Source organism: Ekhidna sp. ABH4_415 (genome assembly GCF_056161305.1).
In genome coordinates, this window is record NZ_JBSWYW010000008.1 from 1 (window position 1) to 23945 (window position 23945).

The window sequence follows — 23945 nt, forward strand, 5'->3', positions numbered from 1 at the left end:
TAACTCAAGGTGACAAGGAGTGAGCATGACAAAAATTATTAATTGTCACCCTGAGCCTGTCGAAGGGAAACGACAATTAGTAATTCAAACGTTTTTATGAATGGGTTCACACAATGTCTATGTTTCGACAAGCTCAACATGACATGGCGAGCTGGAAAGTGAAAAAGATACGTTCATTTGTCTAATGCTTCGAGTCCCGGCTTGCAGCCGCCTCAGCATGACAAATGGATTTATGTAGCACCTTACGAATCAAAGCGTAGCGAATGGATATACTCCCCCTTAGCAAAGGGGGGTGAGATGGAATGTGAGGTTGGAGGGGGATGTGTTAGCTAACTCACTCCTGACCAACCCCCTGACCCCCTAAAGGAGGAAATAAACCGACATTGCAATGAATGAGGAACGAATGAAGAAACAATCTCATTCCGCCTTCAGCTCACATACTACCAAACAAAAAGCCCAGGCCCATTGCCACCACGCCGATCACCACCTTGTCCCGTGTGTTGCGCCAGGCAAGCTTGCGATTGGTCTTACGTAAGCTTTTGATCGTGTCATCCATGGTAGCAAGCTGATCCTGCAGGGCCACATTATTGGTGGCCAGCTCTTCGTTGATGGCCTTCAGGTAATCAATGCTTTGATCCAGCTGCGCCAACAGCTCCAAAAGGTTGCCATGCACCACCTGGTGGTCCAGCTGCATCCGGTGAAGGAGTCGGGCCGTCATGGCTTCTATGTCCTGTACTTTATCCAGCAACGCTTCATGCGCCCGCAGCACTTCCGCATGGGTCTGCTGGGCGTGTCTGAGCGCCATCAGCTTTTCGTTGAGAAGCTGCGCCTGCGCCATGCTCACGATGAAGGCACTGTCTGCCAGGATAAGCACCCGCTCCCCCTGGTATGCCTTCATGCGGTGCTGCGTGGGCAGAAAGGAGCGATCCTGCGCGGCATAAATAGAGGAAACACCGGCCAGCCACCAAATGCAAAGTAGGAGCGCGGCTTTCATGGCGTAAAGAGTAAGGAGTCAATGGAATGGGAGGGTAGCGCATACCCTTCCGTATGATAGGTGCGCAGCAGCGCCTGCAGCTCGGACTGAAGGGCGCTCACCTCTTGCTGATGATCCAGCGACAGGCGTGTAAGCTCATCCTGGGCACGATGCGCCCGGTGATGGGAGCGGAGGAGCTGAATGTGAAGTTTTTGGTAATGCTGATGGATACGTTCGTAACGGGAGGCGATCTGCTCCAGCGTATCCAGCCGGTGCTGAAGTTGCAGCGTTAGCTGCTGCACCTCCTGATGGGCGTGGCGTTGCAAAAACAGCTGGTACCCTACCAGTGCCACCAGGGTTAGTATGCTGAGGGGTAGTATGATGGATTTCATGATTTTTTTGATTTTGATCGTGGAAAAAAGGAAAAGAAGGCCTTACCCGTATCACCCATACACCCTTCACTGCCGGGGCATGACCTTCACGTTCAGGTTAGCCGGCATCAGCTGGCTCACTGGTATCTGTGATGCCATCATCGGCTACCTTTTCATAGGAGACAAGAGACATACGCTTGCGCAGCAAGAAGCTGGGTCTGAAGACCACCTTAAAGCGCTTGATCTTCTGGCTGTCAACCTTCTCAGGCTGGTCTGCTGCACTACTGCTGATAGACGGGTAGAACGACCCCAGCTGGCCCAGGTCTATGGCCCTGCCATTGGTGAGGTGATAGTTTACCCGTGAAAGAAAAGCCTCTAATACCGCCAATACAGAGCCTGCATGCACGATGTTTAGCTCGGCTATGTCTTCCAGCAAGGTGCGCAGATCTACTTTCGTGCCACGCACGATGGTCGCATAGTACTTCGGGGTGCCACCGCCAGCCACTCCCGGCTGACCTTTGGCAATGGATTTAAATTTTACACTCATGATAATTACTGTTTAAAAATTTAACATTGATTTTAAAGTGCAAGCGGGAAGCTGTGCATGAGCGGATCATGCCGGTGCAGGAGCAAACGCGTGGCTATGCCTGCCTGGGGTTTTGCAGTGTGAAAACGTACAACATGAAGGTGCTTTGCTTACCGGTGCTTAGGGCTGGAACGTGCCTGATGCGCGGCTTGTGCTTGCGGGGTGTCGGGGGTTCCTTACCGACGATCTTAAGACACTGAAAAAAGTGCAATTATCATTCCGAAAAAATGGGAAACAAGGCGTGGTTGATGCTAAAAAATGTTAAAAACACAGGCATGTTTTAGGGGTTGGTTGGAGCATATACAGTGCCGTTCACGAACCACGTGTGGTTGCGGCTTCAAGGACGTGTGGTTGAAGGCGTAAGGACGTGTGGTTAAAGGCTCAATCACGTGTGGTTGCTGGCATGATGTAATTCGTCCGTATTTTCACGGATATTATACAGACGGCTTGAGTTATAATTAATGGTTTGTTAGCTTTATGAAACCAACGAATTATTATCACCAATAAACCTGTATGGCAAAAACAGCTACGCCCAAGAAGCAGAAGTCAATAGAAGAAGCCCTCTGGGATACCGCCAACAAGCTCAGAGGAAAAGTAGAATCCTCAGAGTACAAGCACGTAGTGCTGGGCTTGATCTTCCTCAAGTTTGCCTCTGACAAGTTTGAAGCACGTAGAAAGGAGCTGATCGAGGACGGAAAAGAGAAATACCTGGAGATGAAGGAGTTCTACAACATGCAGAACGTATTCTTTCTTCCGGAGGAGGCTCGCTGGTCCTACATCATGCAAAATGCCAAACAGGAAGATGTTGCTCTAAAAATTGATACAGCCTTACATACCGTAGAGAAGAACAACCCTTCCCTCAAGGGTGCCTTGCCGGATAACTACTTCTCACGCCTCAATATGGACGCAAGCAAGCTCTCTGCTTTGCTGGATACCATCAACAACATTGATACGATTGCGGATGAGAAGGAAGATGTGGTAGGCAGGGTCTACGAATACTTCCTGGGCAGGTTTGCCTCTGCCGAGGGAAAAGGAGGTGGAGAGTTCTATACGCCTAAGTGTGTGGTAAACCTCATTGCGGAGATGCTGGAGCCGTACAAAGGCAAAATCTATGACCCTTGCTGTGGTTCTGGGGGGATGTTTGTGCAGTCCATCAAGTTTGTGGAAAACCACAACGGCAACAAAAAAGACATTAGCATCTACGGGCAGGAATACACGGCCACTACCTATAAGTTGGCTAAGATGAACCTCGCTATTCGTGGGATTGCCTGTAATCTGGGAGATGTACCGGCAGATACGTTTTTTAAAGACCAGCACCCTGATCTCAAAGCAGACTACATCATGGCTAACCCACCCTTCAACCAAAGTGGATGGAGGGGCAAGAATGAACTGGTGGATGACCCACGCTGGAAAGGCTATGAGGTTCCCCCTACGGGAAATGCCAACTATGCCTGGATCATGCACATGCTTTCCAAGCTCTCTGAGCGAGGCACGGCAGGCTTTGTGCTGGCCAATGGCTCCATGAGTTCCAATACCAGCGGAGAGGGTGAGCTGAGACGCAGCATGATTGAAAACGACCTGGTGGACTGCATGATTGCTTTGCCCGGACAGCTCTTCTACACGACGCAGATTCCGGTGTGTCTGTGGTTTATGACCAAAAATAAAAAGGAAGATCCCGAACGAGGCTTACGAAACCGGGAGGGAGAAACGCTCTTCATTGATGCACGTGAAATGGGAACGATGATTGACCGGGTCCATAAGGACTTGACCGATGAGGATCTGGACAAAATTACACGGACCTATCATGCTTGGAGAGGGGAGGAGAAAGACGGAGACTATGAGGATGTAGCTGGCTTCTGCAAAAGTGCCACCCTCAAAGAAATAGCTAAGAATGATTATGTACTCACGCCCGGAAGGTATGTGGGCATGGCTGAGCTGGAAGATGATGGGATTCCTTTTGAAGAAAAGATGGAAGGCTTATCCGCTCAGTTGTTCGAGCAGATGAAAGAAGGCGAAAAATTAGATGTCGCCATTCGTGAAAACTTAAAAATGCTGGGGTATGAGGAATGATTGGGCTACCATTATTTTAGGTGATATATCTAACTTCTCTTATGGTAAAATGCCGAAGAAGGAGTTGTTAGGAACTGGCGATTATCCAACATTTTCAGGTTACAAATACCAATACAAATACCCTGATTATAATGTGGAAAAGGGAGATTTAATTATTGTAGCAAGAGGAGTGGGCGGTACAGGAGATGTCAAGCTGGTAAAAGAAAGGTGTTATCTAACTAATTTATCCATAAAGATTGAATCTGATCAAAAGCAAATTGACAATCAGTATTTCTATTACAAGTTTCTACTTAGAAACTTAAAATATTTAGATACAGGGTCTGCACAGTCTCAAATTACTATTTCTGATCTCAAATCCTTGCAAATAGAAATACCCTCTCTCCCCGAACAAAAAGCCATCGCCCACATACTTGGCACCTTAGATGATAAGATCGAGCTGAACCGGAAGATGAATGAGACGCTGGAGGAGATGGCGCAGGCGCTTTTCAAGAGCTGGTTTGTGGACTTTGATCCGGTGCTGGACAAAGCCCTGGCAGCTGGTAATGAAATCCCTGAACCGCTACAACAAAAAGCCGAGCAGCGCAAGGCTGTCCCCAACGAGAAAAAGCTCATCCAGACCAACCCCGAGCTGGTTGCAGCTTTCCCGGATCGCTTCACCTTCACAGAAGAACAGGGCTGGATTCCGGAAGGGTGGGAGGTGAAATTACTTTCAGATTGTACCCTTGAGTTGAGAAGAGGCATATCTCCTAAGTATATTGAAGAAGGTGGGGTTAGAGTAGTCAATCAAAAGTGCATTAGGAATCATGAAGTGGATTATTCTTTAACAAGGAGAAATGATCCTGATCAGAAAAAGGTAGAGGGTAGATTTGTGGATAAAGGTGACATTTTAATTAACTCTACTGGAGTTGGTACATTAGGTAGAATAGCCCCGGTTTGGGAGATTGATGAAGAAACAGTTGTAGATTCTCATGTCACTCTTGTAAGAGCAGACGAGTCTTTTTCCACTGGCTTTTTTGTCTATGCAATGCTTTCCTTAGAGGCTACTATCGAGGCAATGGGCGAGGGAAGTACTGGTCAAACGGAATTAAGTAGGGCAAGGGTTGGCGAATTAGAAATTGTGATTCCCTCAAAGCGACTGCAATCATATTACGATGATGTTGCTACTCAAAACCTAAATAAGATGGCCTCAAATAGAGTAGCAAATACAAGACTTATTGAGTTAAGAGACACCCTTCTCCCCAAACTCATTTCTGGAGAGCTACAGGTCCCGGAAGCTGAACAAATCATTGCTGAGCATGGCTAAATACACGGAGGCATCATTGGAGGATAGTTTCATTGCCCTGCTGCAAGAGCAAGGGATTAGCTACCATCATGGAAGTGAAGTCCGTACCCAGCAGGGCGTAGCAGAGGCCAGTGAGAAGTACGGCCATAAGGTTTCGGAGGAGGTACTAATTAAAGACGAACTACGAGCATACCTCTCCAAACGCTATCAATCAGCAGGGATCACAGATGCGGAGATTGAGCGTCTTATCCGGGAAGAACTTGAAAGTCTGCCGGCCTCTGACCTCTACAGCACCAACAAGGCCATCATGAAGAAGGTCAGTGATGGGTTTACTTTTGAGCGGGATGATTTTCAGCAAAAAGACCTGTTCATCCAGTTCATTGATTACTCGGAGCAGGATAACAATACTTACACCCTCGTCAATCAGCTGGCCATTGAAGGGCTGGAGATGCGCATCCCGGATTTGATACTTTATATCAATGGATTGCCATTGGTGGTCTTTGAATTGAAGTCCGCTACCCGTGAAGAGCCACGCATCCATGATGCCTATAAGCAGCTCACTAATCGATACAGAAGAGACATTCAGGAGCTATTCAAGTACAATGCTTTCTGTGTCATCTCAGACGGCATCAATACCAAGGCAGGTTCTTTCTTTGCTCCGTATGAGTTTTTCTATGCCTGGCGTAAAATTACCGGAGATGAGTCCATCGAGAAACAAGGGATAGATTCTACCTACACCCTTTTAGAAGGGCTTTTTAAGAAGGAACGTCTGAGAGATGTCATCCAGAACTTCATCTTCTTCCCAGACTCCAGCAAGAAAGAGGAAAAGATCCTGTGTCGGTATCCACAGTACTATGCCACCCGGAAGCTATTCAATAACATAAAGGCCCACCTGAAACCAGATGGAGACGGAAAAGGTGGCACTTACTTTGGAGCCACGGGGTGCGGCAAGTCCTTCACGATGCTCTTTCTCACCCGGCTACTCATGCGAGCCACAGAGTTGTCCAGTCCTACCATTGTACTCATCACCGACCGCACGGACTTAGACGATCAGTTGTCCGAGCAATTTGAAGGAGCCAAGGGATACATTGGAGACAATGAGGTGCGCAGCGTCACCAGCAGGCAACAGCTAAGAGAACTATTGCAGGGCAGAAACTCAGGGGGTGTTTTCCTGACCACCATTCACAAGTTCACAGAAGATACCCAGCTGCTCACTGAGCGGGAGAATGTCATCTGTATTTCCGATGAGGCACATAGAAGCCAGGTCAATCTGGATCAGAAAGTCAAAGTCTCAGAGGACGGGGTAAAGAAGAGCTACGGCTTTGCTAAGTACCTGCATGACTCCTTGCCCAATGCTACGTATGTGGGCTTCACTGGAACGCCTGTAGATGCCACGTTAGATGTCTTTGGGCCTGTTGTGGACGCTTACACGATGAATGAGTCCGTAACGGATGAAATCACCGTGAGAATCGTCTATGAAGGCCGTGCAGCTAAAGTGATATTGGACAATGAGCAGCTCCAGCAAATTGAGAAGTACTACGAGGAGGCAGCTGAGGCAGGGGCCAATGAATACCAGGTCGAAGAGAGCAAGAAGGCCACCGCCAAGATGAACACCATCATTGGGGATAAGGATCGTTTGCAAGCCATTGCGGAAGATTTTGTCAAGCACTATGAAGAGCGGATAGCCGAAGGATCTACAGTAAAGGGAAAGGCCATGTTTGTATGCAGCAGCCGGGAGATTGCCTTTGAGTTGTACAAGAAGGTTATCGCCTTGCGTCCGGAGTGGGCAGAATTAAAAATTGCAGAAGAGGGTGCAGAACTAACGGAAAAAGAAAAGAAGAAGCTCAAGCCGATGGCACGGGTCAATATGGTGATGACCAGAGGGCAAGACGATGACCGGGAGTTGTATGATTTGTTGGGTTCAAAAGACGATCGAAAAGAACTGGATCGTCAATTCAAAGAGGCCAAGTCCAATTTCAAGATTGCCATTGTAGTAGATATGTGGTTGACGGGTTTTGACGTACCCTTTCTGGATACCATGTACCTGGATAAGCCCTTGCAAAAGCATTCGTTGATTCAAACCATCTCAAGAGTTAACCGAAAGTTTGAAGGAAAGAACAAAGGTCTGGTCGTGGACTACTTCGGGATCAAGCGTCAGATGAATATTGCCCTGGCGATGTACTCCAAGGAAGATGAGCAGAACTTTGAGGACATTCAGCAATCCATCACAGTCGTAAGAGACATGCTGGATGTACTGTCCAAGTACTTCCATAAGTTTGATACATCTGCTTACTTCACAGGCTCGCCTAAAGAGCAGCTGGAGTGCCTGAATAAAGCCGCAGAGTTTGTTCAACTCACTCAACAGCAGGAGAAGCGCTTCATGGACTTGGTAAAGCGTCTGAAAGCCTCGTATGACATCTGCTGTGGTAACGAGACCTTTACGGATGATGAACGTGATCATGTGCATTTCTACTTGGCTGTCAGGTCTATTGTCTTTAAGCTCACAAAAGGAGATGCGCCGGACACGGCCCAGATGAACGCCAAAGTAAGAGACATGATCCAGGAGGCCATCAAGAGCGATGGGGTGGAGGAGATATTCAAACTGGGTGATGACCAGACCAGCTCGTTTGACATCTTCGATCAGGACTACATGGAGCGCATTGATCGGATCAAGCTACCGAACACCAAGATCAAGCTCCTACAACAGCTTCTAAAGAAAGCCATTGGAGACCTAAAGAAAACCAACCGGGCAAGAGGGATTGACTTTACAGATAAATTTCAACGTCTGGTAGATCAATACAATGAGCGCAAGGAGCAGGATACGCTGGAGGGCCGTGTGTATGATGAGATGGCAGAAAGCCTCACGGAGATGATCATGGCCATCAAGGAAGCCTACAATGAAGGAGAGGAGCTGGGTATCTCCTTTGAAGAGAAAGCCTTCTATGACATCCTGAATGACTTAGCTCACAAGTATGACTTTGTGTATCCGGAAGAGAAGCTGATCCCATTGGCTCAGGAAGTCAAAAAGGTCGTAGATGACAAAGCCAAATACACTGACTGGTCCAAGCGCAACGACATCAAAGCAGAACTAAAAGTAGACCTCATTCTACTCCTTGGGGAGCATGACTACCCTCCGGTTGATCGGGATGAGGTCTATCAGGAAATCTTTGCCCAAGCGGAGAATTATAAGAGGAATAGGGGGTGAGGCTAAATAGGTGAGTATGGGTGAACTATTATCAATAAAGGACAAGAAACCTAGAAAAAAGATTTCGTTATTAATTGGGTCTGGTTTTTCCATTCCTTTCGGTATACCTGGTGTTTCAAAACTAAATAAGCGTCTCAGAAAAATAGATCATTCAGAAATTGCAATTCACACCGATTTACATTGCTTTTTTTTAAATGGAAGAAAGGATCCAAGCCCATGGAATAGTCCTTACGATAAGTTGTTCATTCAAGATTTCTTAGACTTCTATTGTGATAGAATCCTTAAAAGTGAAGAGGACTTTAATTATGAGGTATTCTTTGATTATTATTCCTTGTATAGAAGAAGAGGTGAGAATAAGGAAATTGAAGTATTTGTTGAAGAATTTAAGGAAAAGTATAACCCTCCATTTGAATACAATGCGAAACAATGGTTGTACAATTTTGATAGGAATTTCAATCAGTTGATCTCCAGTCAGCTATTTGACGCGAAACTGTTTAATGATGTAAGCTATTCGAATTTTCCTCCATATGATAGTTTCATTGGTTTTCTTTCAAATATTTCCGACTCATATGATATAGACATCCATTCATTAAATCATGATTTGTTGCTGGAATTTTTAGGCTATAAGCATTCAAATCTATATGGGAAGTTTTCTAATGGTTACACGACAAAGGGATCACCTATTTATGGTAAAGTAATTGTTGATTTTCATCATCACGATCCAGAGGTCCACAAAGAATATGATATTCGATTGCCATACTACTCTGGTGAATACCCTAATCCTATAAGCCTATATAAGCTTCATGGAAGTATAACAACAAAGATTATTCACAATACGAATAATTCAGCTGATGTGAGACTTTTCAGAATTATGAATGATTATAATGTGCAAGACTACTACATAGAAAATACAATTGAAGGTAGAATTGATCGCTCTTATGCTATTGATAATGTGGAACCAGAATTTCTAACAGGTACAACAGAGAAAATGTCTAGATACCTCGAGAACCCGCACTTTAATTTGCTCTTAAAGCAATTTGAGGAGAGCTTGAGTTTAGCAGAATCTCTTTTGGTGATAGGTTATGGTTTTAATGATAAAGGGATAAATGATAGGATCGAAAAGTACTACTCATCTAGAGGAAATCATATTAAGGTAATTGACATTCGAACACCCGAATCAGAGTGGTTAAATAAACAACATTATCAACTAAAGAAAATCAAGAATAATCTGTCTGAGATTTCAGTAGAGGACTTTATTGAGTTTTTAAGAGGATAGAATTATAAACTAATATGAACAAGTTTAAACCAGGTGATTCTGTGAGAGTAAAGCCTGAAAACCTTAAGGGTAAAGTAGAAGAGGTAAGTAAGGAGAATCACACACTTAAAACTGACCATGGAGATGAAGTTATGGGAAAGCCAACTTGGTATAAGATCGCGATACCATTGAATAAGCCAACGGGAATAATTTGGGCTAAAGAGAGTCAAATCGAGAAATTATAGATCCGTGATTATGATTTTAGTTTCAGATTAAATGAGTTTTAAATGACATTTAATGAATTCATATCAATCTTAGATCCAGCCTATGTAGAAGAACAGTGGGATCATCTCCGGGATAAGGAGCTGGACAATGCCAAGGGCACAAAATACTATATACGTAGAGGAAAGAAGGAGCAACCTTTTAAGGCGTTCGTTTATCACCTTGCAGGTTTGAAAAATGCAAAAGTTGATTTTTCGTCTGACGACTCTACGCGATACAGATTTTGCGAAGCTTATGGATTTGATATTGAGGAGCGAATTGAAATTTATGATCAGACAGAACGTGCTCAATTAGATGTCTTCATTAAAAAGCTAAGCGATAAAGAGCTGTTTAGATCTTACATGCTTTTTTGCAACAAAGTGCTCAGCAAAACGAAGATTGATCCTTATCATGTTCGTTTTACCATAGCTGATGGAACAAAGGCACGCATGATCATTGGCCAAAGAATCGTTCTGAGCTTTCATGATAGTAAGGAAGGGGTCAAGGTGTCTTTTATGCTGGACAATCAATCGAGTGAAAAAATAGATTCAGCCGTTTATCAGCAAACCTTTGAGTTTAAAAGTGGGGGAGTGATTGATGCCATTTTTGCTACCATCACACTATCCAATTGGGATGATCTACCAGATCAGATGGAGAACGAGTCAATGGCGAGCATAAGGCGATATTACGATGCAGTCAGTGGTGGGAGAATAACCTGGGGTACAGAAGCCAAAACCACCAATAGTGCGTTGAAACTGATGGCTTTTGATCACAATGTGCTGTATACATTCATCAATCAAGTGAACTACTATCCATTGGTGATTGAGTACATGGATTATCTGAAAGAAGATGAATATGCGACATCCACTGTCCGTGTTTATGGTGAAAACGTGCAGCCAGCTATTCAAAAGGTTGTTGGTAGAGATGATCAATGGCTCAAGGAGGAGCAATACAGTAAGGAGATCATACTACAGCTCTTGGCAGATTTACCTGCTGGTTTTAAAGGCGCTGGTACCTTTCGAGATTTTTTGGAGGATAAACTATTGCGCATGCAAGATCTAAACAGTGTAACCATTTGGAAACTTGGATGCAATTGGGATTCCGGGCTAGAAAGTTTCTATCCATATTTAAAAGAGCACAACATATTGCTTGGCGTAGAGGAATATCGCTTTAAGAAGGGAGATTTGGTATTAGTAACCGAAGGCTATCAAGCTAGAGCCATCGCACAGGTATCTGAGGATATGGTTTCCGTATTAACTACTCCGGAACACCACGATCCATTCAAGTCTTATTCCATTCCAATCGAAGACTGGCTGCTGGTAGCAAAAGCAAAATGGAGAGAACTGAATAAAGATGAGCAGTTTGAATACAAGCTACAGAAAGGGATCCGAGCTATTCAGCAAGAAAAAACGAAAAAGAGAGTAATCGAATTATGGCAAGGCTCTCATGGTGAAAAGAATAATGTATCGGTAATGAATAAAATCACAGAACCTCTGAATCAAATACTTTATGGTCCACCTGGGACTGGTAAGACCTACAACACCATCAATAAGGCAATTGCTATATGTGATGCTGATTTTGATTTGAATCAAGACCGTTCAATTGTGAAGGATCGATTTGATGAATTACAGAAAGCCGGTCAAATCTTGTTTACCACCTTCCATCAGAGCATGAGCTATGAGGATTTTATTGAAGGTCTCAAACCTTTGAAACCAGAAGAGGGAGATGAATTCGTGAAATACGAAGTGGTACCAGGTGTCTTTAAAAAGGTCTGCATAGAGGCGGCCTTTTCAATAGCAAGGGAGAAACTCTCTTTGGAAACAGAAGATATACTCGATTTCTCTTTGGCCTATGATTCATTCATGGAGCAAGTGGAAGAACAGCTTTCCGCTGGAGAAATGAAATTGAAAACAAAAACTGGAGGTAAGGTTTTAGTGGATAGCGTATCCGATCGTGGCAATGTAATAATCAAACATATCGATGGTTCCAGGTCATATACGGTCTCTAAACAGCGATTAACGAAGCTCAATGCTGAGATAAAAGATTTAGATGACGTATCGAATATCAATGATCAGTTTAGAGAAATCATTGGAGGGAGCAATTCCACGGCTTATTGGACGGTCTTAAATGCGATTCGAAATCAATCAGATATACCTAAGGCTACCGAGCGTAAGCGGACTTATACTTTTGAGGAAAAGGTTGAGGTAGTTAAAAAAATGGACTGGGATGAATATCGCGAGTCTCAAGGCAAGCCTTACGTTTTGATTATAGATGAAATCAATCGAGGCAATGTATCACAAATTTTTGGTGAGCTTATCACCTTAATCGAGGAGAGCAAGCGAGCGGGTAAAAAAGAAGCCTTACAAGTGCAGTTGCCGTACAGCAGGGATTCGTTCTCTGTTCCTCCTAACTTATTCATAATAGGAACCATGAATACCGCAGACCGAAGCGTGGAAGCATTGGATGTAGCCCTGCGCAGACGTTTCAAATTTGATTTCTTAGGTCCTAATTATGAACTGGAAGGGTTGCAACATAAAATTGAAGGCACGGAAAATACGCTCGCGGATTTACTCAAAGTGATCAATGAGCGAATTGCATTTTTGAAGGACGAAGATCATCAAATCGGGCACAGTTACTTTTTAGAAAAGCACCTTCCGGTTGATCTTTCGGATACATTCAATACCAACGTTATTCCTTTATTAAAGGAATACTTCTACAATGATTACGAAAAAATCAGTCTGATTCTAGGAAATGGCTTTATTGAGAAAGTAGAGGATTGGAAGCCTCGCTTTGCAACTGATGATGAGGTAATGGAACGATCGGTTTATCGTGTGAAGAAGGTGCGTGAGTCAGAGATCATATCGGCAGTAATGCAATGTATTGGTGAGTAAAAATCAAACCATACAAGTCTTTGAATGGGGAAGGTTGAAAGTGGCGCAGACCTATGAAGGGGTTATGTTTAAACAGCGTCATTTGGAGGCGCTTGCTCGATATGCAGAGACCACTGATTCCTCATTTTATACTACCTTTTTCAAGGAAGTTAGATTCAATCAGCATGTAGGCGTTATCAAAGTAGGCGATCTGACCATTGAAGTATTACCCAAAGTTGATAAAGGGACTGATAATAAACGCACCTGGCAAAATGTGCTGCTTCAAATGCTTTTGATCTCTTTTCAAGTAGAAGTTAAAACCACCAGCCAAGCCAGCATTAACCTTAGAAATCACAGTGTTTTAGATGCTTACCTGCAATTATTCTTAATAGAATCAGAAAGGTTAATTCATCAGGGATTAGTTAAAAAATATCGAAGCACGCAGGGGAATCGGACGTCTTTAAAGGGCAAGCTGCTTGTACACGAACAAGTCACGAAGAATGCCACACATTCTGAGCGTTTCTATGTGGAGCATCAGGTATATGACCAGGACAATATATTCAACTTCATTTTAAGGGCTACCCTTGAGGTTGTTGATGCCATTGGAAGCACAGACTTAAAGCTGAGGGCTCAAAGTCTACTATTGTATTTCCCGGAATGTGACCAAAAGACCATTAACGAGCGATTATTTGATCTCGATTATGATCGTAAAACGGATGGATACAAGAGGGCTATTACACTGGCTCGTATAATTCTACTGAACTTTCATCCGGATTTGTCAACCGGGAAAGATGATTTACTTGCAATCATGTTTGATATGAATGACTTGTGGGAAGTCTATATCTACTGGTGTCTAAAAAGAGCGTGCAGATCCAATAAATCTATGCGTGTGCTGTTTCAACAAAGTAGGAATTTTTGGAAACCTTCCCTGGGTAGCAAAATAACCCTACGTCCTGACCTTGTGGTAGAGGACCTCTCTCTCAACAAACGATGGGTGCTAGACACCAAATGGAAGTATGAGTCAAAAACATCCGTGGAGGATGTAAGGCAGTTGTTTACTTATGCACAATACTTTGATTCGAAAGAAAACTACCTGGTCTATCCAGCCACTTTGGACGATGAATCTATCAGAAAAGAAGAAGGTGATTATTTTTCTATTCAGCAAAACCAATCTGCTTCAGATCTCAGATGTGGTAGGCTGTTTGTGGATCTCATTGATAGAGAGAAAAAATTGAGGGTGGATATTGGAAGAGGTATTTTAAACAAGATAGAGTTTTAAAAAGCTAAGACCAGCAATATTCGTATCTCGTTTTAATAAGCTTATGAGATAGGAAAACCTCTGTTGCGTGCAGATGTCTTTTGAATTCTAATTCATCAATTTTTTCTATTTCCTTTTCAAATAATTCGAACATGACATCTTGAGCTTTGTCAATGCTTAATTTGAAGTGTATCTCTTCATCATCTAATGTTTGAATTATCAATTCATTTTTTCCAAAACGGAAATTTTTTACTGGCATTATGTTAGGCTTTGGTAAAGGGTTTTGGGAAATCATTTTTGGAAGGTTTTTCGAGTGAGAGTGTAGTGCCCAAAAGTGGATCCATTCTCCATTAATTAGATCGACAGATAATGGATGAATACCGTGGTGCATAGAGTATTGGTTTTCTTTTTCCTTTTTCAGTATTCTGGCCGTTTTAAACTTTTTAAGCTTTTTGCTAGTGCTATTTAAAACCTTTCTTCTTTCAATGAAGTAGTTATTATCTAGAAACATTTCATTCAAAACGTTTACGAGCTGATACATGGCAGCAAAACCTGTAGTCCCAAATAATTGGGATTGTTTTGGATGCATTAGAGTGTTTCTAAGCTTAATTGCCAGATTGTAATTTCTCTTTAGGTTTTTGTCTGGTTCAAGTCCGTCTAACTCATTAACGATTTTTTGTAGTGGCCTGTCACCGGTTCTTTTTTTCAATTCTATCCCGTAACTCTCTGCTCTTTTCTTAATCGCCATTTCCAGAATCCTCAGCATTTTGTTGAGAGCTTCATCAATTAAAGGATAGTAGTAGTAAGCATGTGCAAGCAAGTACTCAACAGTCTTAAAATCTTCGACAACCTCTTCATCTACCTTTGAGTGGAATTTAGCTTGGATAATATATTTTGAAGCATAGCTATCGAAATCTTCACATCCAAAACTTTGCCACCTTGGATCAGGTGTATGATACGCTAGGGATTTCGTCATTTTTTAAATTTACCTTATACTGAGCGGATATTGATAGGAGAGATATTGGGTCAGTTATTAATAGTTGGATCAATGTAATCTGCTTTTTCTAGCGCCCACTTAACCCATGCTTCATCTCTTGATTTTTGTACTCCAGAATCTTTAACATAAGCTCTAATCAATTCTGCTTGGTGCCACTGGGAGGTTTCATTAATTAAGGTATCAAATCTCTCTTTTTCAATCCTTACTTCGTGTTCTTTAGCCTCTTTAATTAGTCGTTGTTCTTCCTCAATCTTACGTCTTTCTGAAATTTCTTTTTTCCATTCAGTTTCACTTTGTGCCCTTAATTCCAGATATGCCATTATCCGCGGAAACTGTTCTTCTAAACTCTTACTTTTATCTGTCCACTCTTTCTTGAATAGCTCATCTAAGGAAAAGCACAATATTCCTGAGGGATGATAATTATGTGTGTCATAAGGTTTATTGGAAACCTTTTCTCGTGTGTATTGCTCCCTCAATCGGATTTTAAAAACTATATCGCCAATTTCAATAATGGTGTTGGAATCACTTAGAACTATTTGATGACCTCTTTTTTCGGCAAGGTTGGTGAAGGCGTTAAAAACATTTAGCGCTTTGGTAAGTAGAGGTTTGGTAACCTGAATACTTAAATACTTTTCTTGTCGATTGTAAAGAATGCCGGAATATCTTCCGTAACTCTTATCCGCTTTTGATAGAGCCTTCTTGGTCTGACTGACCAATATGTGTGGTTTTGTCAGTTTGTCCTTTGGCGTGAAGTAGGAAGGGTGTAAATCAGTGATTTCCTTAACTCGAGTATTTAATGCGGATAGGTTGATACTGTACATGGTTATTGATAAAAAGTAATTCTTAATTGGAATGTAAAAAATTGCTGAAAACTGTAAATTGAGTAAAAGCATTTAACTCATGTCATCTTACGAGGTTGTTTGGACCATAGGGATCATTCTTTGCATTGTTGGAATTGTTCTCTTTATGTTCGGGAAGGGGGATGGATCTCTTTCTTTATCAGTAAAAGATATCGGAATTGAAGGACCGGTTTCCATAGTCCTCTTTATCATAGGAATTGGTTTAATTGTATGGGCTGAAAGTGATCCACGATTCGAAAAATCAGGTGGTAATGCACAGAGTGAAATCAACCCCCCGATTACAACTCCATTCAATGATAGTTATCCCGGAATCATTGAGTTAGAAAATGGGGAATGTGTCATAAGCTTTGAAAGCACTATCTACAGCATAGATTACACGATCAGACTCAAGGATGGCAATAAATTCATCTTAAATGAAAGAGGAAGCAATCAATCAGGAAGAAGTAATGAGTATGGTCTCAAGTTAACAAATAAACCGCGATTGCTTATAGTAAAAGCTAGTTTCAATCAATTTCTTCAAGGTACAGAAACAGCAAGAATTGAAATTAAGATTAAGGACAGGAATACTAATAAGGTGATCAAAAAACATTCGATTAATTCCTCTGATTCTAACAAGGAAATCCAGCAATGGCTTATAAGAAAGTGAATAAAAAATAGTGACTAGAATCGCACTCAATAAAGAAGGGTCGATGAAGGACGTAGCTTTCTGATTGCAAGTGAAGTTTAAGTTGGAAAACCCGAAGCGTGGTATAGTTTCAGGGTACAGTTTTTTCCAATTTTTTCATGATTAAATCCGATTAATGGCTTATAGAGGCTGATTTTAGTCATTTTAACCTGTCTTGTAATCAGTAGGTCGTTGGTTCGAATCCGACTGGGGGCTCTAAAACACAAACCCCGACCATTAGGTCGGGGTTTTTTGTTTTAAGGAGTTGTGAGTTCGAACCAACGACCTGTGCAATAGAACATTCCGGTTCGAAACCGCTTTGCGGTTCACGAGAGGAAGTGCGGCATGGCTTACGGGTATGAGATAAATGCGAAGCATGAGATTGAATTCATGAGGGGATGTGCGGCATGGTTGTGCGTACGAATAATCCGACCTGCCTGCGGCAGGCAGGCTGAGAGCTCCACAAACCCACTCAAACGAGTGGGTTTTTTTATGTCTTTACACGGATGAGAACCAACGACCTGTTGGTGAACATTCTGGTGGATATATCCCCCTTAGCAAAGGGGGGTGCGATGGAATGTGAGGTTGGAGGGGGATGTTTTAACCTATGGTTTTTTTCTCTCAATCTTTTGCTGGCAACCAGTAAATTGTACCTTTACATCAACTCTGGTATAGCAATATACAAACCTGAGAATTTTAACTTAAATGGATTTGTTTGGCGCGCTAGATCACGCCCACTATGGGGATCATCGAATGTGCTGACTGATTCATAATCTTTCTTTATAAGAGGTTTGATATATGTGTGCCAGAGTTTTTTTGTTTCTGATACTTGATCCCACCCATTGAATTGTTGTAGTTTTAATAGTGATTAAAACATTCATGCATGAGATTCAAAACCTTAGCTGTAATTTCCCTATTGATCGTGTCCTATTATGGACAAGCACAAATCTGTAAGTATGTCGTCAACGATAAGGATCCATTAACAGATGACATCATCCGAACAGTCAAAACCCGTCTGACCGGACCTACTCCGTTTTATTACATCAGCTACATTAGAAATGGAGACGATTACAAATTTGAAGTCGAGGTGGGTGATTACGGTGAACTCAGTGATGTGATTCCTCAAGGTAGTGAGCTCGTCATGCGAACAGGCAGTGGAGCAGTGGTGCGTATGAATTCCTTAAAAGAAGCTAAGCCCGTAATTATTGATGATTTTGGCAGCAAAATAACTGAATATCATATCACCTTTCAGATGACTGAGGAAACGATGAAAGACATTGCTAATAGAGGACTTGTTTTTATTCGGATCAAGGCTATGAAGAACTCATTCAGTGATCTGGAGATCCCAACCGGTGTAGTTGAGATCACTAAATCAAATGCTGAGTGTATTTTTAAGTAGTCCTAAATCTCTTTCTCTAAAAGCTCCTCCCATTCAATATCGAATAGTTTCTCTTCAAAACCTTCGGGCAATGGGTAGGAAAGAGCTCCTTCTATTCGGTTTTTCGAATTGGGATGGGTAGCAATGATCTCCAGATCATCCGGATAGGTTTTTTCTTCTGCTTTGAGTTTTGTGAAGAAGTGAGCAAGGCGTGCGGGGTTAATCTGTACTTTCGTCATCAGGTCATAGGCAAATTCATCTGCTTCTCTTTCCTGCTTTCTATCAAAGCCAGTAGAAATCAAAATCTTGGAGATTTCTGAGATCATCACGGCATCTCCTCCGCTAAGCACTGCTACTAACACACTCAATCCCAACTCTTTCATAAGTCTGTCAACCAGATCTCCATTTTCATGGTGGCCAATCTCATGCGCAATGATACCCGCTACCTGCTCCGGGTTGTCAGCAAAGGTTAGGAGGCCGGAAAACACATAGATGTGACCGTCTATTGTGGCGAATGCATTCACTTCACTGTTGTTGTCAATGAGGTGAAATTTGTATTCATATTTTTTGGATTGCAACGAATCCAGCAACCGGGTGGTAATAGGGGATAATACATTTTCTACCGTACTGTCCGGATAAAATTCGAACTCATCTTCCAGGTCTTCCATGATAAGTTCAGCCAAATCTTTCTCCCTTTCCTTGCTAAGGCGGAAGTCAGAATCCGGAAGACTCAGTGGCCGCCAGGTAAATGCCAGCCAGATCAAACCAAAAATCAACACAAGGATCAGCAGCTCTCGCCAAACTTTCATTGAGGAGGTAAATTTTGAATTTTACTTTCTTCTACATTCTTCTTTTTAAAGACCATCTCATATGAAAGTCTACCAAAGAAGAGGAAATAATACATCCGTCCCTTTTTGGCTTTTACCGCACCTACTATGCTGAATACGAAATAGGCGAGGTTAAAGATGATCGCCATGATCACGTATCCTTTGAATGTGTCGGTAAGCACCCAATCGAAAAAGTAGATTCGAATGGCCCAAAAAACACCTATGGCATTGATGATGGTAGTGGGAAGCTGACTAATAAGGGATTGTAAAGAATGAAAATGTACAAACAGGCCCTTCGACCTGTTTGTAAAGTAATACACGATAGCAGCGATGAGATTGATGATGGGCAAGGGAAGTCCTATGGCCACCGATGCAAACATCATGAGGTAAGACCCCATGGCATCATCTCGTTCTCTTTCACTTAGTTCGTCTGGTTGCGGTATTTCGTGATACACTTCGTTACTCATGGTTTTCCTGAAAATGGAGGGTAATCATCTGTCATAAAAGACATATAAACGTTTACTCTGGTAGCCCATCGCAGTGTGCCTACATTAAATTCATGCCAGCTTTGAGGATAGTTGGCTGTGAAAAGCACCACCCACCAGGCAATAAATTGGAGCACCATAGATGCAATTGACCGGAAGAACAATAGAAACATATGTGGAAGAATCACATAAATGAAACCAAAGAAAGTTCTAAGAAGCAAAACACCTCGGCTTAGTCTTTCCGGGTATGGAATTTCCAGGGTGACATAATCATCCTTTGCATTGATTCCGAAAGGAGGGTAGCCATCACATAAGTTATACAATCGGGCATTTAATCTCAGATTCCAGCGATACAGGCCCTCTTGAAACTCGAAAAAGCTTTGGGGATACTTTCCTGTAAATAGCACAATCCACCATGAGATAAATGATAGAACTGCACCCCACAATGAGACGAAAATCAAAAGAAACAGGTGTGGTAATGCAATGTAAATTGCTCCGAAAAGGGTTCTCAAAAGCAACTCTCCTCGAGAGTATCGCTCCTGATACTTGATGTCTAATTTCATTTAAGTTAAGGTTAGGTTTCAAAGCAATTTAATTACCTAAATGGAATTAGAAAAAATAGAATGCTCGAGAGGTATAAAATCATGCTAAACGTCTCATTTTGCTTTTGATAGGGAGGAATGATTAAAGGCTTATGACTGGTAATAAAAAAGCCCTGAATCTCTTCAGGGCTTATTCTATCGTTCTCTTAAAATGCTTAACCTAATCGTATTATGAGAGAGGTGATTTCATCAGCTGTTGGCGAATGGATATCACATGATAGAACACTGCCATAGGCAGCAAAATAGATGCCAGAAATATGTATGGCAGCCTGACAAACTGAAAATTTTCGCTCATTATATCTGAGAAATAGTAAGAGGAAATAAAGCTGAAAACTGTTAAGCTTAAAATGGCAAGTGATAGGATATTCCAGATGAGTATTCCCTTAGATTTAAGAATGCCTTTCTGAACTAATGCTCCGATAATTAACGCAGATGCACCAACCAGAATATCGTAATTAAGTCCTTCAAAAGTGGCTTTCTTTGGGAACACCTCATTCAAGAAACCTCCATAAATAAGCAATTCCACTGCTATTCGAAACGATTGAATATAGATGATTTGGTGATCCTTTACTTTCAAGATGGAATCCTTTACCCATTTTTTAGAAGTGTAGGAAATAATAAATAGAATAGCCGGTATCACAATGAGTAAAGGCACCCTGGGAGGAAAACCAAAATCATCCAGCCAGCCCCTGTTGGATAGTATGGTTATATAAATGAACCACATAATAATAATGACTGAATAAGCTCTTTTTCTTTTCGGTGGATCATCACTTTTCTGAAGGATGATCAATGGAGTGAATACCATTATGATAGTCAGAATGTAAAAGCCTGCCTCTACCATTGTTTTATCGTTAGTAGTTCATTGTTATAAATTATATCGTATCTCTTTTTATCATTCACGATTTGACATGAAAAAGAGTAGGGGTAGGCCTTGTCATTATTTGGAATCCAATCCTTTTGATTATAATCGATCGTAATGAATAGCCCTGTTTCCCACCCAATCGCGGAAAACCGCTCTTGGTCGCCACTAAATTTGGTTAATCCGCAACTTTTATTCAAATGCTCATAGATCACTCTCACGTCAGAAACGGGTAGCCCGATTTCACTGATGTGTTGGAAGGATGAAGCATCAAAGTTTCGTGTTGATGGTATGTTGAGATTCTTTCGAGCGATGAACTCCACAATATTTCCGGCAGGGTCATAGAAGTAGAGTGCTTCAGCATTCCAGTTTTTGAAGTCTACAATTTCATTTCCATGAAAGGGGAGAATGGTTGTTTTACTCTTAATCCAGGTCAGAGCATCCTTAATTTGATGAGAGGGAATGTTAATTGCAAAATGATAGTAACTCGACTCTTCGGTATGTATAAAACGAAGAATGGTACTTCCAATCTTTAAGCTTACAGAATCCCTGTTTTTTTCGAGGGGCTCCACTTCAAGTAGCTCTGTATAGAAGGAATCTACAGCCCTGAGTCTGGAGGTGTAAAGTGTCAGTTGTTGGATTTTCATCCATTAAAAGGTACAAAAAAGCCCCGAATTGCTTCGGGGCTAGATCTATCAGCTCTTAAAATAGTTTAACCTAATCGTATTATGAGAGTGGTGATAGATTTGTCGTTATACGTAAATAAACATCAAAAGGTTATCATTTGATAAATAAAAATGAAATTATTTATTTACTCTTCAATTCCTTCCAGGTCGAGAAGGAAAGCATATTGCAGCGCGGTTGTTTTATAACGCTTAAATCTTCCTGATGCACCACCATGCCCGGCTTCCATATCGGTATCCAATATCAGGGTGTTGTCATCTGTTTTCATATCCCGAAGTTTTGCTACCCACTTAGCCGGCTCCCAATACTGAACCTGAGAGTCAAAAAGCCCTGTTGTAACCAGCATGTTTGGATAGTCCTGAGCAGAGACATTGTCGTATGGCGAATATGACATCATGTACTCGTATGATTCTAGCTCTTTTGGGTTGCCCCACTCGTCAAATTCATTAGTGGTCAGCGGAATCGATTCATCCCACATGGTAGAAACCACATCTACAAAAGGTACCGCAGCTAGGATGCCATTATAAAGCTCTGGAGCCAGGTTTACCACAGCACCCATTAGCAACCCTCCGGCACTTCCCCCTTGCGCATATAGATGCTCTGGTGAAGTGTAGTTCTGCTCGATCAGGTACTTGGAACAATCAATAAAGTCATTAAATGTGTTCATTTTCTTGAACATTTTCCCGTCTTCATACCATTGCCGGCCCATTAACTGGCCACCACGAATATGTGCGATCGCAAAGGCAAATCCCCGGTCCAAAAGACTTAATCTTACTGAGCTAAAGCTTGCATCGATGGTTGCGCCATAGGAGCCATAGCCGTATTGAAGAAGCGGGCCGTTTCCATCTTTCTCAAATCCTTTTTTGTAGACAATGGAAATGGGCACTTTTTCACCATCTCTGACGGTAGCCCAGATTCGTTCGGTTACATAATCTTCCGGGTTATGTCCCCCAACCACTTCCTGACGTTTCATCAGCGTTTTTTCCTTTGTCTCCATGTTGTAATCGTACGTGGAGTTTGGTGTGGTCATGGAGGTATATCCAAATCTCAAGATTTTGGTATCAAACTCTGCATTGGTAGAGATGTATGCATTGTAGGCAGGCTCACCAAAGTCAAGGTAATGTTCATCCCCTGATTCTTGGTTGATTATTCTCAGATTGGTCAACCCATTTTCACGCTCATCTACAACCATGTACTCGTTGAATAGTTCAACCCCTTCCAGAAGTACATTGTCACGGTGAGGAATGACTTCTTGCCAATTGGATTCATCCATGTTGTCTACCGGTGTTTCCATTAACTTAAAGTTGGTTGCATCTCGATTGGTCACGATGTACCACTTGTCTTTGAAATGCGAAATGCTGTATTCATGTGCATTTTCATCTCTCGGGATGAACTGCTGAAAATCTCCTCTTGGGTTATTTGCGTCAAGCACATGGTAATCGCTCACCAACGTGCTACTGTTCCAGATGATCACATAATCATCTGATTTTGATTTGTACACACCAATGTAGAAAGATGGATCTTTCTCATGATACACCATCACATCCATTTCCGGTTGTGTTCCCAGTTCGTGTCTGTAAATCTTTTCAGATAGGAGAGATACCTTATTCTTGGCAGTGTAGAAAAATGTTTTGTTGTCGTTTGCCCACGCACCACCACCGGTAGTGTTTTCAATACGATCATCCAGGTATTCCCCTGTTTCCAGGTTCTTAAATCGGATGGTGTAGATTCTTCTACTCAGTGTGTCTTCAGCAAACGCGAGGATTTTGTTATCCGGGCTTACATTCAATCCACCGGCAGCATAGTAGCCATAGCCCTCTGCCATTTCATTTACATTCAAAAGAATTTCTTCTTCCGCTTCTAAGCTTCCGTTCTTTCTGCAATAGATCGGGTACTCACCACCTTCTTCATATCGGGTATAGTACCAATATCCATTGGATAAATATGGGACAGATTCATCTGTTTGCTTAATTCTTCCAACGATCTCATCATACAGCTTTTGCTGAAGGTCTTCCGTGTGCGACATCACTATTTTAGTGTAGTCGTTTTCAGCATTAAGGTAGTCAAGCACTTGCTTGGTGTGCTCATCCGGATTTTCCGCACGCTTTTGATCGTCGGTCAGCCGCATCCAGAAGTAGGGGTCTACCCTTGTTTGTCCGTGCTCTTTTAAAATGGTATCAGCCTTCGCTGCAACAGGCGCATCAGGTCTCATAGTTTTTTCTTCAGATTTTTGATTGTTACATGCTCCAAGCAGGACCAGTCCTGCGAGCATTACTAGTGATCGGATGTTTTTCATTTGAGTGAGTTTTAGGCTGGTTAAGTTCCAATATCATGCGAAATTATCCTAATATGATTACATGATCGGTATTTGAGTATCCAAGTATGCCGATTACTTTATAATTCATGTGAATTACACAGTGAATTAACCCAAATACTAACTTCGGATTGATTCGATTTT

Annotated in this window: 20 protein-coding genes; 9 read left to right on the forward strand and 11 right to left on the reverse strand. The window is 42.2% G+C overall.

Annotation, left to right across the window (positions count from 1 at the left end):
* Positions 1–433: 433 nt before the first annotated feature.
* The 3 genes from ACXAH9_RS14565 to ACXAH9_RS14575 form a co-directional block, all read right to left on the reverse strand.
* On the reverse strand, positions 434–994 hold the full coding sequence (locus tag ACXAH9_RS14565; protein ID WP_474895586.1) for a hypothetical protein: 561 nt from the start codon (positions 992–994) through the stop codon (positions 434–436).
* Entirely contained in the window at positions 991–1365 is a 375-nt protein-coding gene (locus tag ACXAH9_RS14570; protein WP_474895587.1) for a hypothetical protein, read from the reverse strand. The genes ACXAH9_RS14565 and ACXAH9_RS14570 overlap by 4 nt, the downstream gene beginning before the upstream one ends.
* 97 nt (positions 1366–1462) lie before the next feature.
* The gene (locus ACXAH9_RS14575) at positions 1463–1891 is read right to left on the reverse strand and encodes an HU family DNA-binding protein (protein ID WP_474895588.1); all 429 of its coding nucleotides are present in this window, start codon (positions 1889–1891) and stop codon (positions 1463–1465) included.
* 552 nt (positions 1892–2443) lie between these two features.
* Between ACXAH9_RS14575 and ACXAH9_RS14580 the strand changes: the two genes are divergently transcribed.
* The 7 genes from ACXAH9_RS14580 to ACXAH9_RS14610 are packed head-to-tail and all read left to right on the forward strand — an operon-like array spanning position 2444 to position 14152.
* Positions 2444–4000 (forward strand): class I SAM-dependent DNA methyltransferase, encoded by a 1557-nt coding sequence (locus ACXAH9_RS14580; RefSeq protein ID WP_474895589.1) that lies wholly within the window; start codon positions 2444–2446, stop codon positions 3998–4000.
* A complete protein-coding gene (locus ACXAH9_RS14585; protein ID WP_474895590.1) occupies positions 3990–5303 on the forward strand; it encodes a restriction endonuclease subunit S in 1314 nt (437 codons plus the stop codon). The genes ACXAH9_RS14580 and ACXAH9_RS14585 overlap by 11 nt, the downstream gene beginning before the upstream one ends.
* The gene (locus ACXAH9_RS14590; RefSeq protein ID WP_474895591.1) at positions 5296–8487 is read left to right on the forward strand and encodes a type I restriction endonuclease subunit R; all 3192 of its coding nucleotides are present in this window, start codon (positions 5296–5298) and stop codon (positions 8485–8487) included. The genes ACXAH9_RS14585 and ACXAH9_RS14590 overlap by 8 nt, the downstream gene beginning before the upstream one ends.
* Before the next feature lie 16 nt (positions 8488–8503).
* On the forward strand, positions 8504–9763 hold the full coding sequence (locus tag ACXAH9_RS14595; protein ID WP_474895592.1) for a hypothetical protein: 1260 nt from the start codon (positions 8504–8506) through the stop codon (positions 9761–9763).
* A gap of 14 nt (positions 9764–9777) precedes the next feature.
* Positions 9778–9987: a KOW domain-containing RNA-binding protein gene (locus ACXAH9_RS14600; protein ID WP_474895593.1), complete on the forward strand. Its 210-nt coding sequence runs from the start codon at positions 9778–9780 to the stop codon at positions 9985–9987.
* A 42-nt stretch (positions 9988–10029) separates the two neighbouring features.
* Positions 10030–12894 (forward strand): McrB family protein, encoded by a 2865-nt coding sequence (locus tag ACXAH9_RS14605; protein ID WP_474895594.1) that lies wholly within the window; start codon positions 10030–10032, stop codon positions 12892–12894.
* The gene (locus ACXAH9_RS14610; RefSeq protein ID WP_474895595.1) at positions 12887–14152 is read left to right on the forward strand and encodes an McrC family protein; all 1266 of its coding nucleotides are present in this window, start codon (positions 12887–12889) and stop codon (positions 14150–14152) included. The genes ACXAH9_RS14605 and ACXAH9_RS14610 overlap by 8 nt, the downstream gene beginning before the upstream one ends.
* Positions 14153–14156: 4 nt before the next feature.
* On the opposite strand, the gene ACXAH9_RS14615 is transcribed toward ACXAH9_RS14610, so the two are convergent.
* Together ACXAH9_RS14615 and ACXAH9_RS14620 are read right to left on the reverse strand one after the other, a co-directional pair.
* Complete coding sequence (locus ACXAH9_RS14615; protein WP_474895596.1) at positions 14157–15107, reverse strand: hypothetical protein; 951 nt, start codon at positions 15105–15107, stop codon at positions 14157–14159.
* A 50-nt stretch (positions 15108–15157) separates the two neighbouring features.
* Positions 15158–15949 carry a hypothetical protein gene (locus tag ACXAH9_RS14620; protein ID WP_474895597.1) on the reverse strand — a complete coding sequence of 264 codons (792 nt, stop codon included), beginning with the start codon at positions 15947–15949 and terminating at the stop codon, positions 15158–15160.
* A 79-nt stretch (positions 15950–16028) separates the two neighbouring features.
* On the opposite strand from ACXAH9_RS14620, the gene ACXAH9_RS14625 reads away from it, so the two are divergent.
* A complete protein-coding gene (locus ACXAH9_RS14625) occupies positions 16029–16634 on the forward strand; it encodes a hypothetical protein (protein ID WP_474895598.1) in 606 nt (201 codons plus the stop codon).
* A 901-nt stretch (positions 16635–17535) separates the two neighbouring features.
* Positions 17536–18051 (forward strand): hypothetical protein, encoded by a 516-nt coding sequence (locus ACXAH9_RS14630; RefSeq protein ID WP_474895599.1) that lies wholly within the window; start codon positions 17536–17538, stop codon positions 18049–18051.
* 2 nt (positions 18052–18053) lie between these two features.
* Here ACXAH9_RS14630 and ACXAH9_RS14635 read toward each other — a convergent pair whose 3' ends face one another.
* The 6 genes from ACXAH9_RS14635 to ACXAH9_RS14660 all read right to left on the reverse strand — a co-directional run bounded on the left by ACXAH9_RS14635 (position 18054) and on the right by ACXAH9_RS14660 (position 23783).
* Positions 18054–18839: a M48 family metallopeptidase gene (locus tag ACXAH9_RS14635; protein WP_474895600.1), complete on the reverse strand. Its 786-nt coding sequence runs from the start codon at positions 18837–18839 to the stop codon at positions 18054–18056.
* Positions 18836–19324 (reverse strand): magnetosome magnetite crystal formation protein family, encoded by a 489-nt coding sequence (locus ACXAH9_RS14640; RefSeq protein WP_474895601.1) that lies wholly within the window; start codon positions 19322–19324, stop codon positions 18836–18838. Before ACXAH9_RS14640 ends, ACXAH9_RS14635 begins: the two co-directional genes overlap by 4 nt.
* Positions 19321–19905: a DUF4389 domain-containing protein gene (locus ACXAH9_RS14645; protein ID WP_474895602.1), complete on the reverse strand. Its 585-nt coding sequence runs from the start codon at positions 19903–19905 to the stop codon at positions 19321–19323. Before ACXAH9_RS14645 ends, ACXAH9_RS14640 begins: the two co-directional genes overlap by 4 nt.
* Positions 19906–20113: 208 nt before the next feature.
* Positions 20114–20785 (reverse strand): hypothetical protein, encoded by a 672-nt coding sequence (locus ACXAH9_RS14650; protein WP_474895603.1) that lies wholly within the window; start codon positions 20783–20785, stop codon positions 20114–20116.
* Complete coding sequence (locus tag ACXAH9_RS14655) at positions 20779–21450, reverse strand: VOC family protein (RefSeq protein WP_474895604.1); 672 nt, start codon at positions 21448–21450, stop codon at positions 20779–20781. The genes ACXAH9_RS14650 and ACXAH9_RS14655 overlap by 7 nt, the downstream gene beginning before the upstream one ends.
* Positions 21451–21614: 164 nt before the next feature.
* Positions 21615–23783: a S9 family peptidase gene (locus ACXAH9_RS14660; RefSeq protein ID WP_474895605.1), complete on the reverse strand. Its 2169-nt coding sequence runs from the start codon at positions 23781–23783 to the stop codon at positions 21615–21617.
* Between the last annotated feature and the right edge of the window lie 162 nt (positions 23784–23945).

What these genes read in the sequence shown, in the direction of transcription:
- ACXAH9_RS14620 (WP_474895597.1), bottom strand. Translation starts at nt 15,949, where the DNA reads ATGTACAGTATCAACCTATCCGCATTAAATACTCGAGTTAAGGAAATC.
- ACXAH9_RS14595 (WP_474895592.1), top strand. Translation starts at nt 8,504, where the DNA reads ATGGGTGAACTATTATCAATAAAGGACAAGAAACCTAGAAAAAAGATT.
- ACXAH9_RS14635 (WP_474895600.1), bottom strand. Translation starts at nt 18,839, where the DNA reads ATGAAAGTTTGGCGAGAGCTGCTGATCCTTGTGTTGATTTTTGGTTTG.
- ACXAH9_RS14630 (WP_474895599.1), top strand. Translation starts at nt 17,536, where the DNA reads ATGAGATTCAAAACCTTAGCTGTAATTTCCCTATTGATCGTGTCCTAT.
- ACXAH9_RS14585 (WP_474895590.1), top strand. Translation starts at nt 3,990, where the DNA reads ATGAGGAATGATTGGGCTACCATTATTTTAGGTGATATATCTAACTTC.
- ACXAH9_RS14660 (WP_474895605.1), bottom strand. Translation starts at nt 23,783, where the DNA reads ATGAAAAACATCCGATCACTAGTAATGCTCGCAGGACTGGTCCTGCTT.
- ACXAH9_RS14615 (WP_474895596.1), bottom strand. Translation starts at nt 15,107, where the DNA reads ATGACGAAATCCCTAGCGTATCATACACCTGATCCAAGGTGGCAAAGT.
- ACXAH9_RS14590 (WP_474895591.1), top strand. Translation starts at nt 5,296, where the DNA reads ATGGCTAAATACACGGAGGCATCATTGGAGGATAGTTTCATTGCCCTG.
- ACXAH9_RS14600 (WP_474895593.1), top strand. Translation starts at nt 9,778, where the DNA reads ATGAACAAGTTTAAACCAGGTGATTCTGTGAGAGTAAAGCCTGAAAAC.
- ACXAH9_RS14575 (WP_474895588.1), bottom strand. Translation starts at nt 1,891, where the DNA reads ATGAGTGTAAAATTTAAATCCATTGCCAAAGGTCAGCCGGGAGTGGCT.
- ACXAH9_RS14580 (WP_474895589.1), top strand. Translation starts at nt 2,444, where the DNA reads ATGGCAAAAACAGCTACGCCCAAGAAGCAGAAGTCAATAGAAGAAGCC.
- ACXAH9_RS14640 (WP_474895601.1), bottom strand. Translation starts at nt 19,324, where the DNA reads ATGAGTAACGAAGTGTATCACGAAATACCGCAACCAGACGAACTAAGT.
- ACXAH9_RS14625 (WP_474895598.1), top strand. Translation starts at nt 16,029, where the DNA reads ATGTCATCTTACGAGGTTGTTTGGACCATAGGGATCATTCTTTGCATT.
- ACXAH9_RS14655 (WP_474895604.1), bottom strand. Translation starts at nt 21,450, where the DNA reads ATGAAAATCCAACAACTGACACTTTACACCTCCAGACTCAGGGCTGTA.
- ACXAH9_RS14650 (WP_474895603.1), bottom strand. Translation starts at nt 20,785, where the DNA reads ATGGTAGAGGCAGGCTTTTACATTCTGACTATCATAATGGTATTCACT.
- ACXAH9_RS14645 (WP_474895602.1), bottom strand. Translation starts at nt 19,905, where the DNA reads ATGAAATTAGACATCAAGTATCAGGAGCGATACTCTCGAGGAGAGTTG.
- ACXAH9_RS14605 (WP_474895594.1), top strand. Translation starts at nt 10,030, where the DNA reads ATGACATTTAATGAATTCATATCAATCTTAGATCCAGCCTATGTAGAA.
- ACXAH9_RS14565 (WP_474895586.1), bottom strand. Translation starts at nt 994, where the DNA reads ATGAAAGCCGCGCTCCTACTTTGCATTTGGTGGCTGGCCGGTGTTTCC.
- ACXAH9_RS14570 (WP_474895587.1), bottom strand. Translation starts at nt 1,365, where the DNA reads ATGAAATCCATCATACTACCCCTCAGCATACTAACCCTGGTGGCACTG.